Source organism: Arthrobacter sp. efr-133-TYG-120, from assembly GCF_030209785.1.
In the GTDB taxonomy this organism is placed as follows: Bacteria; Actinomycetota; Actinomycetes; order Actinomycetales; family Micrococcaceae; genus Arthrobacter.
Genome location: NZ_JARVRI010000028.1, coordinates 1 through 11,599 on the forward strand (window position 1 = coordinate 1; position 11,599 = coordinate 11,599).

Sequence of the window (11,599 nt, forward strand, 5' to 3'; positions counted from 1 at the left end):
GCTGGTGCATCTGGTGCTGGCGCCGGGGCAGCGGCGGGTTGAACGAGACGCGGGAATAGAGGTTGGGCGGCACGGCCATGATCACGAACCGCGCGTTCACAGTGGCCCGTTCCGAAACGACGCTGACGCGGTGGCCGCCGTCAGCGTCGGGCTCCCAGTTGATGGTGCGTACAGGGGTGTTGAGGACGACGTCGTCGCCGAGTTCCTGCGCGAGCAGCAGCGACACCTGCTGCATCCCGCCGATGACCCGCTTATCCAGGATGAAGTCCTCATCCGTGAGGTGCGTGAAGGAGCCCGCGGACGCGGCCATCAGCACGGCCTGCAGCGCCGAGAAGGCGTGGGCGGGCTTGGTGAGCATGCCGCCGGCGATGAACAGGCCGATGTTGTTGCAGGCCTCCTCGTTGGCCGAGTGCTGCCGCAGCCAGTGGTGGAACGAGATAGTGTCCAGTTCACGGGCCTTGGGGTGCGCCCAGGGTTCGGTGGCGCCGATCTCGGCGGCGAGGCCGTCCAGCAGGGCGATGAGCTTGTTCATCTCGGCCTCGGTGTCGGGATCCACCGGGAACGTGTCGCCGGCGTAGCGGACCGGGATGCCGTCCTTACCGATGTATATCGAATCGCCCTCGCGGTAACGCGGGTAGGTTTCCAGATTCAGTTCCTGAAGGAGGTCCAGGAGTACGGTCTGGTCCGGCGAGACCCACTGGCCGCCGATTTCCAGCATGGAACCGTCGACAGTATCGGTCCAGGTGCGGCCGCCCACGCGGTCACGTGCCTCAAGAACGGCGACACTGAGGCCGGCCTTCTTCAGCTCACGGGCTGCGGTCAGTCCGGAGGGCCCGGCTCCAACGACAACGACGTCGCGGTTCAGGTTCAACTTGATGTCCTCTCTTGGGTCCACACTGACGTGGACTGATAAATGAACGTTTACTTTGCTGTGAACGACAAGCGCTTATTGACGAACTCGCCCATACCCAATGGGCCCATCTCACGACCGAAACCAGAGCGTTTCACCCCGCCGAACGGAAGCTCCGCGGCTTCGGCGGCGATGATGTTGACGTGCGTCATACCCGCGTCCAAGCGCGACGCGATCCTCTCCGCACGTGCCGGATCCGTTGAGAACACTGCGCCGCCAAGTCCAAAGTCGGAATCATTTGCCAGCTCCAACGCCTCTTCGTCGCTGGAAACCCTGAATACCGTCGCAACCGGGCCGAAGATCTCCTCCCGGAAGGAAGCCGAGTCCCGGGGAACCCCTGTCAGCACTGCCGGTGAGTAGTAGGCGCCCGGACCCTCAGAGAGCACACCCCCGGCCTCAAGAGTGGCGCCGTCGGCCACGGCACGCTGGACCTGGGCGTTTACCCCCTCCGCTGCATCCCTACTGGAGAGGGGACCGTACGCAGACTCCGGCATATTGAGCGGGTCCCCGGCTACCAGCCCGTCGGCGAGCTTCTTAAGCTGGGCTACGAATTCATCGTATATATCGTCCATCACGATCATTCGCTTGTTGGCGTTGCACACCTGCCCGCCGTTGAAGACGCGAAAGTTCCAGGCGTCGGCAGCGACTGATGCGACGTCGTGGGAGTCGAGCACTATCATCGGGTCAGTTCCGCCGAGTTCCAGCACGGCCTTCTTCAAGTGCCGGCCGGCCTGTTCGCCGATGATGGAGCCCGCACGCTCGGAGCCGGTCAGTGATACACCCTGGACACGGGCATCGGCGATGATCGCAGCAATCTGATCGTGGGTGGCGAAGACGTTGGTGTAGCCACCGACGGGAACCCCGGCCTCTTCCATGATCTGATGTATCGCCAGCGCCGAACGGGGGCAAATCTCCGCGTGTTTGAGCAGGATCGTGTTGCCAAGAACGAGGTTAGGTGCAGCGAAGCGGGCCACCTGGTAGTAAGGGAAGTTCCATGGCATGACGCCCAGAAGCGCACCGACGGGGCGGTTCTCGATGATTGCCGTGCCCGGAACTGTGCTGGGAATCTCCCGGGCGACAGCGAGGCTGGGGCCGTGCACGCCATAGTAGTTAATGATTGAAGCGGCGAACCCAACTTCCTCGATACCCTCAGAGAGGGGCTTGCCCATCTCTTGGGCGATGATTCTTGCCAGCTCTTCCTTCCGCTCCTCGAACAGCTGCGCGACGCGGCGGACAACTGCGGCGCGCTCCTGAATGCTTTGTTCACGCCATTCGCGGTAGGCAGCGTCGGCGGTTGTCAGTAGTTGCTCGATCTGCTGGTCAGTGGCAGCTTCGAAGGTCTCTACAACCTCACCCGTTGCAGGATTTTGAACGCGGTACTGCGACATGTGACTCCTTTTGATTACTTGCAATATGGCTGAGCCTGCGCTTTGTGCAGCAGGCTCAGAATCGATCTGTGTAGGGTCCCGGCGCGCAGACTCGTGAGTATGAACCTGATATTGGACGTCATTCAAACCGGACAGCTGAACTGCGATGGGCTCCTCCTAAGCACCGGTTCGAGTCGACTCGAGAAGTCGCCATCTGGCGTGCCAACGCCGGAAGAGTACCGCGGGACAGCCACCGGAACCGGCACGGCGGCAGAACCTACACCTTCAGACCGCGATCGCCATCGCCGCGACAACACTCTTACGACTGAGAACAGGGAGCGAATTGTGGACTCCTTACGGAGTGGAAGCCTGCATCTCGTGGGCCGGTGCGGCGGCGTGTTCTTGGCACGCGTTCCATTTGGTGATGCCGAATATCGTGACTGCCGTCGTTATCGCGGCTGAAACGAAGACAGGCACGCTGAGATTCAGGTTCATCAGCCCTGCTCCGGTTACGGCACCGCAAAAGAGGACGGCCACCGCTGCGAACCTTCGGTTCCAGAAACGGTTCCCGGAGCTGAAGAAGGACTCTCCGGCCAGGGACGCAAGGGTCGAAGTGACAACGACTGTTGTCATGTCCTTAACGGCCAGGAAGCGGGCTATCAAGGCTTGGGAACCCATTTGGACGGCGATGGCACAAGCTACGGTGATGCGGATCCATTCAGGATGAGTGTCCGCTTCGGTAAGAAATACTCCCGATCCGATGAGCACTGCCGTGCCGACGGTGAGGAGGATCGTTACACGAACGTTCCATCCTGAGGTTTGGCGCCTGAGGACAGCCCCGGCTACCGCCGCGCCCAGCGTGAAGGCGAGCAGGGCGAGGGCCGGACCGAGGATGTGCAGGCCCTCGCCGCCGGCTGCTGCCATGCCCAAAATGACGATGTTGCCGGTCATGTTTCCGGTGAAGATACGGTCCAGGCCTAGATAGCCCACCGCGTCCAAAGCTCCGGTGACAAAGGTCAGTGCCATCATCAGCCATAGCCTCAGCCGGGCGTTTCGCTTTTGTTTCACCAACTGCAAACTGCTCTGATGGGATATAACTGCGTCGGCATTAGTTCCCTGCCCAGGCGGAGCCGTCGCTGCGGGGGTCGGCGCCGGCATCGAGTGAACCGTCGGCGTTGCGCCGGGCAACCATGGAATGTCCGGCGTCGCTGTCGAGTTCCTTCCCCAGGGTGACGGTCATCGTTGTTCCCCGGATTTCTGCGGCCCGGTCGTTTTCCAGTGACGGTTCGATCATGATCCGGTCATTGCTGCTTCCGGCTTCGAGGCCGCCGACGATGAACCGCGGTGCTGCAACTATTTGTAGAGGCGTGAGGCCCTGCAGGTAGCGGAGGATGAGTTGTGTATGGATTTGGGACTGCGCTTTGCCGCCCATCGTGCCGTGGGCGGCAACGGTACCGTCCTCGTGCTCAACGATGACCGGGACGAGTGTGTGCGCGGGGCGTTTCCCGGGCTGCAACTGGTTCGGTGATGTCGGATCCAAGGAAAAGAAAGCTGCCCTGTTGTGCAGGACAAGTCCCGTTCCGGGCTCCAGCAGCTGTGATCCGAAGGAGTGGAACACCGATTGGATTAGGGACACAGCCGTGCCATCGGCCGACACCGCTGCGACACCGACCGTGTCGCCGCCGGGGCGGGGTGACTTGGCGAACTGTGGACGACCGTTGCCCGCAAGGCTGTTCTGCGCCGAGGTGACGGCCCGGGCCAGTGCTTCCTCGGAAAGTTCGGCGTCGACATCAACCTCGGCAAAGCGTGGGTCGGCCAGTTGGTTGTCGCGTAGCGCGTCCGAGCTGTAGAAGAGTTCTGCCAGCAGTCCGGCGTTCACGGCTGACGGGTCCTCGGTGTGGGCAATGACGGCTCCGAGGTTCCTGAGCATGGTGTAGCCCTGTGAGTTCGGTGCCGCGGTCGACACGGTCAGCGGGCCGAAGGAGCGGGTCAGGGCGGATTCGATGCTGGGCCTGTGGCTCGCAAGGTCCTGCTCCGTGACGGGGATCCCCAAGGCTTTGAAACCGGCGGCGAGCCGGTCGGCGACTGCTCCCCGGTACATGGAGTCCAGGCCTTCACCGGCAAGCTGCGCGAGAGTTTCCGCCAGCGCGCTCTGGACGATAATGTCTCCGGCACGTCGGGGCGCGCCGTCGACGAAGAACATCGACCTCATCCCTTCGTCCTGGAGAAGGGTTGCCTTGTCCAGTTCAATGGCCTCAGCCAGCCCCGGGCTGACAGTCATCCCGTCCTTGGCGAGACGGATGGCGGGAGCAAGGACGTCGGCTACGGGCAGTGAGCCGCCGTGCTCCAGCAGGGCGGCCCAGCCGGAGACAGCGCCGGGAACCGAGACGGTGAGCGGGCCGAGAATCGGCATGTTTCCGCCAGTCTCGGCCAGAGCAGCAGCTGCTTCTGGCGCTGACCCGTAGGCGCCTGATGCGTTGATGCAGATTTGCTGACCGTCGGGCTTTCTGATCAGCGCAATGACATCCCCTCCGACACTGCACATGTGCGGGTAAACGACGGTCAGCACTGCCGCCGCAGCGACTGCGGCGTCAATCGCGTTTCCTCCGGCGGCCGTTACCTCCCGGGCAGCTTCCACCGCCGCAAAATGAGGTGCGGCGATGGCGACGCTTTGAGTGTTGGAGGGGACGGTATTCATAAGTTAACTCCAGAATGTGTTGCTTGGTGAATGTGAGGGGACGAGGGGCTCAGAGCATTCGAACTTTGCGGTTCAGTGCCCGGTAGACGAGGTAGAGCGTGATGGCTGCTGCGATCGAGCCGAGACCAACGACCGAAAAGAACAGGCCTTCATTCTCGGGTGAGTACGCCTGGGCGATGAACCCGGAAAACGTTGAGCCTCCTGCCATAGTCAGGAAGTACAGCGAGGTCATCTGCGCCGACGCTGCCCGTGGGGCCAGCCGTGCAGTCAACGACAGGGCAGTCGGCACGACAACGATCTCAGCGACACCGAACAGGACCATCGCAATAAGTACGACCAGAACGCTGTTCACCGGGCCTTCGGAACCGCCCAGGAATGCGAAGCTCAGCAAGGAAACCGCCATACACGCAATGCCGGCAAGTACTTTTTTGCCCGGCTCAGGCTGTGAGGTCCCCATCTTTGACCATATGGCTGCAAACACCGGTGCTATCAGCGTGGCGAACAGGCCCTCCAAGGTAATGATCAGTGCCGGCGGGAGCGTGACTCCACCGATGCTCAAATTCACTCTGGTGTCCATGTAGAGCGCCAGTGTAGTGAACAGTTGAAATAGCAATGTCCAGAACAGCAAGCTGCTAAGAAAAACGGGGATATACGTGCGGACCATGACGCGCTCATGAGGGTCCACTTTCCAGGTAGTCAACAGGACCGCGAAGTAGCTGAGGGCCGCGACAACGACGATGACGGTTACGATCGTGTCGATATTCTCGAAATTGATGAAGCCGAAAGCCGCGCCCAGGATCAGGGTCGCCCCACCGACAACGGCGATAACGCTGGCCCGGACCCGCGCCTCGCGGGGCAGAGGGTTAGGGACGGTTCCGGTCACTGCGGGCAGGCGTTTCATGCCGATCACGTACTGAGCCAAGCCAAGGCCCATGCCCACGGCTGCAGCCGAGAAAGCAATGTGGAACCCGAACTCGGGCTGGAGGAAGCCGGTCAGCAGCGGACCGAGAAACGCGCCGATCGAGATACCCGTGTAGTAGATGGAGTAACCGACATCGCGGCGGGAATCCTCGCGGGAGTACAGCTCACCCACCATCGACGTGGTGTTGACTTTCAGTCCACCCGTACCCAGAACGATCAGGAGCAGACCCGCCACCAAGCCAGGAATTCCGGGAAGGACTGCCAAAGCAATATGGCCCAGCATGATCAGGATGCCACCGTAGAGAACGACAGTCCTCGCGGCAAGCAGGCGGTCGGCTACCCATCCGCCGAGCATCTGGGAAATGTAGACGATGCCGCCATAGGCACCGGCGATACCAAGGGCTACCGGAGTGTCCAGCCCGAGGCCCCCTTCGCTGAGGGAGTAGTAGAGGTAATACGCGAGGATGACCTGAAGACCGTAAAAACTAAAGCGCTCCCACATTTCAGTGGCTGAAAGCGTTATCAGCCCCCTGGGCTGGGAGAAAATCGACGGGCGCGAAGTGGGAACTTCTTCGTTCTCACTTTCGACTGCCGGCGCCGGGAAATCTTTCGTGGACATGGACAAACCTTTCAGAAGGGGCGCCGACCGGAATGAGTGACGGTCAACACACAACCATGCTTTTCTGGTAGGACCAGAATGTCAACACTCTTGACCACCTCCGATCAGTGGGTCCGCACCATAACTGGGTTCTCTGGTATTCTGGTAGGACCAGAGAGGAGTGTGGTTGTGACTGTTTGGGACGAAATCAACGTTTCCGGGACGACGGTGCCTGAGCGGCTCAGTGAGCGTTTGGCACGGTTAATCGAAGGTGGGAGGATCGCCGCCGGTTCGAAGCTTCCGAGCGAACGTCAGCTGACTGAGATACTCGGAGCCTCGAGAATCTCAGTCAGGCAGGCTCTCCAGGATCTTGAAATGCGCGGCTACCTGTCCAGCCGACCCCGGTCCGGATGGACGGTGAATACTGCTCAGGACCGGACCTTAGAGGGCAGCATCTTTGGGAACATGAGTCAGAAGCAGAGGACCATCCGTGAGGTTATGGATCTTCGAAGCGTCATTGAACCCCCCATTTCCGAGCGCGCAGCTGTTCGGCACCTGGCACGGGAGCTTGCCGTGCTTGAACAGCCCCTGCTGGCGTCCGAGCAGGAGCTGGTGAAGTCCGCGCCATCACCGTCTGCCCTGCAGCAGTTCGACGTTGAATTTCATTCCGCGATCGCGCGCGTGACCCACAATCCGTTGCTGATCCGGCTTGTGGATGATACCCACGAATGGATGACGCCCACCCGGCAGATCACTTTTCAGACGACCCAGAGGATGAAGCTGTCTGTGACAGCTCACAGGATGATCTTCGCCGCGATCCAGGCAAGAAATCCCGTGGCTGCCCGCAACGCCATGCAGGAACACCTCCGGGAAGTTCTGGCAGCAATTGACCCGCTCACTGAGCACTAACTGTGGATCACGGCGCTAAATCAGGCTTGTTCAAGGCGCCCAAACCGCTAAGAAGGAGGTCTGCGCTGGCATGCAGCGGGGCCGGGTCAACACCGTCACAAAGTTGTGTTGAGGCACCGAGAAGAAAGTGTGCACGAGCGCAGTCATCACCTCTGCCGGCAGGTCCGCACCCAGCTCTCCGGTTTCAATACCGCGTCGTATGCAAATTTCAATGCGCAGTCGATCGGCATTTCGCCGTGCGGCGACGACCTGACGAGCAGATTCATCCGGCCCCTCGGCCCCGATCGTTGCCGAAAGGGTGATCATGCATCCCGGCGGTGCGAGGCATCGGCCTGCATATCCAGTGAGCCATGCAGCATGCGCCCGAGCGCCTCAGTAGCACCAAGAGATTCATCACCAACGACATCAGTGACCCGGCCCGGACCCTCAATGTAGTGCTCCACGGCTCGCTCAAAGAGCCCATCGTTTGAGCCAAACGCGTGCCGATGAGGATCAGGCCCATGGTGTGCCGGTCGTAGTAGTCCCGCACCTGTTCAAGGCCGGTTGCCTTCAGCCGGTCGGCCTCGTCGATGATGAGCAGCTGGGTGCGGCCTCTAGAGCGGGATTCGGTGTGCACGTAGGGGTCGACGACGCCGTGCTCGGCGTAGTCCAGAGCGAAGGAAATCTCCTGGCACGCGCGCGGCAGGCCTTGGTCGATCTTCCGGACGGTCGCGGCCATAGTGGGTGTGAAGAATGCGGTCCTGGCTTCGAGGATCCTCTCGGGGACGAGCCCGACCTCTTTGTCGATGGAGGCCTGCCATGTATCCCAGTCGTCGACTGCTGCGTAGTGGCGTGCCGAGAGTGTTTTCCCGACTCCAGGCGGTCCCTAGCACAGTCCGAAGTACCGGTGAGCGCGGACGGTATCGGAGAACTCGGTGAATCGGCGGTGCTCCCTCGTGGCCAGGAACGCGGGTTGGTCCGGGGGCAGTGGCGGGGCACCTTCGTTGACCTCGCCGAAGCTACCCTTCAAGAAGCGGCGGCCGTCATCCTTTCCGTCGAGAAGACTCGGCTTGCCGATATTAATCGGTTTTATACACACGCAGCCCGTGTCGGCGTGGAAGTTCAGGAGCGGTCGACCTGTCTAGAGGCGTGGGAGGCACTTCGCGGATGGTCGGGCATAGCGGGTATCGCTGGGCAGGGCATCGCCGAGACTGAACTGATCGCGGAGCTGCTGGTTGAGCTCGCGCCTCCGCTATGCCCTGGCGCCGCGCAGCTGCTCGAAGGTGATCGCTTCGGCCGCAAATCGCCTTTGCCCTCGAGCCGCCGGCGGGGAGCCCGGCGCAGGGTGTTGCGGCTATTGAGGCCTTGGATCATCCTCGCGGCGGCGCTGGAGATGCTTCGTATTGTTTGTCGGCCACTGCGTCCGATCTGTTGCCAGCACGTCCGAGCCGTTGTCCGTCTTTGAGGGTTGCCGTGGCGGACGAGAGGACGCTATCAACATGTCCAGGCCCATGTTGAATGCCCGAGAGGCGACCGGATCCTGTGGATCTTCGTCCGCGAGGGTCGAGAATGCTGCGGCAAACTTAGGGAAAGCCGCCTCCTGCCCGGTGGGGTCGAACACGACGTTTGGTCCTGACATGTCCATGACGCTTCCGAGGATAAACGATTCAAATGCCGTTAACAGAGGCAGTATGTCCCGGCTCGTCCACCCCGCGGCCTCCGCTGCGACGGCGAAATCTTCGTACTCTGCTAGAAGCACCGGTGCTGACGCTCGGCTGGTCATCAATAGGGGAATCGCCCGAGGGTGTCGGGCAAATGCTGTGCGGTATGAACGCGCCCATGCGCTGACGCCCTGTTCCCACGGGAGCTCCCGAAGCGGACGCGAATCGATGTCCGCCGAGACCAGCGCGCGGACATCCTCGACCATGGCGGCGCGATTGGGCACGTGATTGTAGAGGGAGGTGGGGTTGACGCCGATCTTGGCCGCGACTCGACGGATGCTGGCGCCATCGGCGCCGTGCCGGTCGACAAGGGCGAGGGCCGTACGAGCAATGAGGTCGCGACTGAGCAGGGGGTGTGCGGGGCGGGCGATGACAAGCCTCCTAACGTTAATCCCAGCGTACCTACCGGGGCACCCCAGTCGCGCACCCACTCTTGCCCAGGCACTTGTGTGACTAAAACCAACGGTGTATGTTTTAGTCACGCGCCCATCAAAGGGGCTCCACCAGCAGCGCTGGTGCACTCGATCCCGAAGAGAGAAGACATGGACCCGTCCCGATTCACCGTGGTCGAAGCCACCATAGACAGCTTGTGTGAAGCGCTGGATGCGGGCATCGTCACAAGCGTGGAGCTGGTCGCACGTTATCTCAATCGCATCGCCTATTACGATCGCTCCACTACCAGCTTGAACTCGGTGCCAGTACTCAACCCGTCCGCGTTCGAGGAGGCCCGCGCGTCAGATGTACGCCGTGCCCGGGGAGAAGTTCGCGGTGCACTGGACGGGATTCCCTATACCGCCAAAGACAGCTATCGCGTACACGGACTGACAGTCGCCTCAGGCTCGCCGGCCTTCGCAAACCTCGTCGCGGGAGACGACGCGTTCGCTATAAGGCGCCTCCGGGATGAGGGCGCTGTCTTTCTCGGCCGCACCAACATGCCCCCCATGGCAGCGGGCGGAATGCAGCGAGGCGTCTACGGGAGGGCGGAGTCACCTTATAGCGCCGACTTCCTAACGTCGGCGTTTGGCTCGGGATCGTCTAATGGCTCGGGCACGGCGACCGCGGCCAGCCTGGCGGCGTTCGGGCTCGGTGAGGAAACGTGGTCCTCCGGGCGTGCCCCCGCCTCGAATAACGCACTGGTGGCTTACACACCGTCGCGTGGGGTGATCTCCGTACGAGGCAATTGGCCCCTGGTCCCGACGATGGACGTTGTTGTCCCCCACACCCGATCGATTTCGGACATGAAGCACGTGCTCGACGCCGTTGTCGCGGACGACCCGGAAACCAGCGGCGACCTGTGGCGCATGCAGCCCTGGGTGCCGCTACCACTGCCTTCGCAGGTCCGGCCCCCATCCTTCATCGACCTTGACGACCTCCCGCTCGCGGGCCTGAGGCTCGCAGCGCCTCGGATCTATATTAATGGCGCACCCGAAAGCGCACACCCGATCGATACGCGGGAAAGCGTGATGGAGCTGTGGCGGGGAATGCGCGCTGATCTCGAGGCCGCGGGAGCCGAGGTTGTAGAGACTGCATTTCCCGTCGTCGAAAACTACGAGAAGCTCCACCCGAGTGCTCAGGACTTCGTGGAGCGCGGATACGTCTCGAAGGCGTTCCTCCAGGACGAAGTCGGTGATCTTTCGGTCTGGGCCTTTGACAACTTCCTCCGGGAGAACGCAGACCCGTTTTTGCACAGGCTCGCCGACGTCGAACCCTCGCAGATAGTCCCGTCGCCTCGCGGTGCGCTCGAGGATCGCTACGGGGCGTTCGAATTCGACATGGCTTACGACATCTCTGAATACGTTGCCAGGGCCACCCAGTTTTCACCGGATTGGACTCGGATCGGGAGTCTGGAGGCTGGCATGCGCGGACTCGAGCGGACCCGCCAGGTGGACTTCGAGGAGTGGCTCGCCGCGGAGAAAATCGATGCCGTTATTTTCCCAACTGCAGCCGACGTCGGCCCTGCCGACGCTGATGTGCATTGCACGTCCGCGGAGCTCGCCTGGCGAAATGGTGTTTGGGTTTCCAACGGCAACCTGGTGCCGCGCCATCTCGGGATCCCCACGGTGACGATTCCCATGGGCGTGATGGCTGATACCTGCATGCCGGTGGGCCTCACAATCGCGGGTGCTGCGTACGACGATGTTGCGTTGATCCGCCTTGCCTCTGCAATGGAGAGCCTACGCCCACGGCGTCTCGCGCCGCCGCTAACGCCATCCCTCCGGAACGAGTCGCTATTCGCTGATCCGAAGCCCGCCGCTGACCCTCCGTTGGAAGTGAGGATCAAGCATGTCTCCGTTGAGCCGGCCAAGGGTGGATCCATCGTTACGTTCTCTGCCGTGGTCGCGGGCGATTCGCAGTTCGAGCACGTGGCCTACATTGACGGCGTTCGGGTGCGGACTGTGGCGGTGGACGGGCGTGTAACGGGTGAGCGGTCTGTTGTCTCTGATGCGTATTCGCATGAGCACAGCGAGTGGCGTCAACCGTACGGTCCACTCGTGG

At 61.8% G+C, this 11,599-nt stretch carries 7 protein-coding genes and 2 pseudogenes; 2 read left to right on the forward strand and 7 right to left on the reverse strand.

The genetic code is table 11. The features are described from left to right. From QRN51_RS16370 to QRN51_RS16390, 5 genes are all read right to left on the reverse strand, one after another. Nucleotides 1–871, reverse strand: an 871-nt coding sequence (locus QRN51_RS16370) for a flavin monoamine oxidase family protein (RefSeq protein ID WP_284990906.1), incomplete at its 3' end; no start/stop codon positions are given. A 50-nt stretch (nt 872–921) separates the two neighbouring features. Beyond that, nucleotides 922–2,298 (reverse strand): NAD-dependent succinate-semialdehyde dehydrogenase, encoded by a 1,377-nt coding sequence (locus tag QRN51_RS16375; RefSeq protein ID WP_284990907.1) that lies wholly within the window; start codon nt 2,296–2,298, stop codon nt 922–924. A 333-nt stretch (nt 2,299–2,631) separates the two neighbouring features. Next, entirely contained in the window at nt 2,632–3,306 is a 675-nt protein-coding gene (locus QRN51_RS16380) for a YoaK family protein (protein ID WP_284990908.1), read from the reverse strand. 79 nt (nt 3,307–3,385) lie between these two features. After that, the gene (locus QRN51_RS16385) at nt 3,386–4,975 is read right to left on the reverse strand and encodes a gamma-glutamyltransferase family protein (RefSeq protein WP_284990909.1); all 1,590 of its coding nucleotides are present in this window, start codon (nt 4,973–4,975) and stop codon (nt 3,386–3,388) included. Between the two features lie 49 nt (nt 4,976–5,024). Next, complete coding sequence (locus tag QRN51_RS16390; protein WP_284990910.1) at nt 5,025–6,515, reverse strand: peptide MFS transporter; 1,491 nt, start codon at nt 6,513–6,515, stop codon at nt 5,025–5,027. A gap of 90 nt (nt 6,516–6,605) precedes the next feature. Here QRN51_RS16390 and QRN51_RS16395 point away from each other — a divergent pair, with 90 nt between their 5' ends. Further along, entirely contained in the window at nt 6,606–7,403 is a 798-nt protein-coding gene (locus QRN51_RS16395) for a FadR/GntR family transcriptional regulator (protein ID WP_284990911.1), read from the forward strand. Nucleotides 7,404–7,665: 262 nt separating this feature from the next. On the opposite strand, the pseudogene QRN51_RS16400 reads toward QRN51_RS16395, so the two are convergent. Both QRN51_RS16400 and QRN51_RS23355 read right to left on the reverse strand, forming a co-directional pair. Further along, nucleotides 7,666–8,208, reverse strand: a pseudogene (locus tag QRN51_RS16400) (AAA family ATPase); the annotation flags it as partial. Nucleotides 8,209–8,736: 528 nt separating this feature from the next. Continuing rightward, nucleotides 8,737–9,624 carry a TetR/AcrR family transcriptional regulator gene (locus QRN51_RS23355; protein WP_350224995.1) on the reverse strand — a complete coding sequence of 296 codons (888 nt, stop codon included), beginning with the start codon at nt 9,622–9,624 and terminating at the stop codon, nt 8,737–8,739. A gap of 21 nt (nt 9,625–9,645) precedes the next feature. On the opposite strand from QRN51_RS23355, the pseudogene QRN51_RS16405 reads away from it, so the two are divergent. After that, a pseudogene (locus QRN51_RS16405) lies at nt 9,646–11,319 on the forward strand (amidase); the annotation flags it as partial. Nucleotides 11,320–11,599 lie beyond the last annotated feature (280 nt).

What these genes read in the sequence shown, in the direction of transcription:
- QRN51_RS16390 (WP_284990910.1), bottom strand. Translation starts at nt 6,515, where the DNA reads ATGTCCACGAAAGATTTCCCGGCGCCGGCAGTCGAAAGTGAGAACGAA.
- QRN51_RS16385 (WP_284990909.1), bottom strand. Translation starts at nt 4,975, where the DNA reads ATGAATACCGTCCCCTCCAACACTCAAAGCGTCGCCATCGCCGCACCT.
- QRN51_RS16380 (WP_284990908.1), bottom strand. Translation starts at nt 3,306, where the DNA reads ATGATGGCACTGACCTTTGTCACCGGAGCTTTGGACGCGGTGGGCTAT.
- QRN51_RS16375 (WP_284990907.1), bottom strand. Translation starts at nt 2,298, where the DNA reads ATGTCGCAGTACCGCGTTCAAAATCCTGCAACGGGTGAGGTTGTAGAG.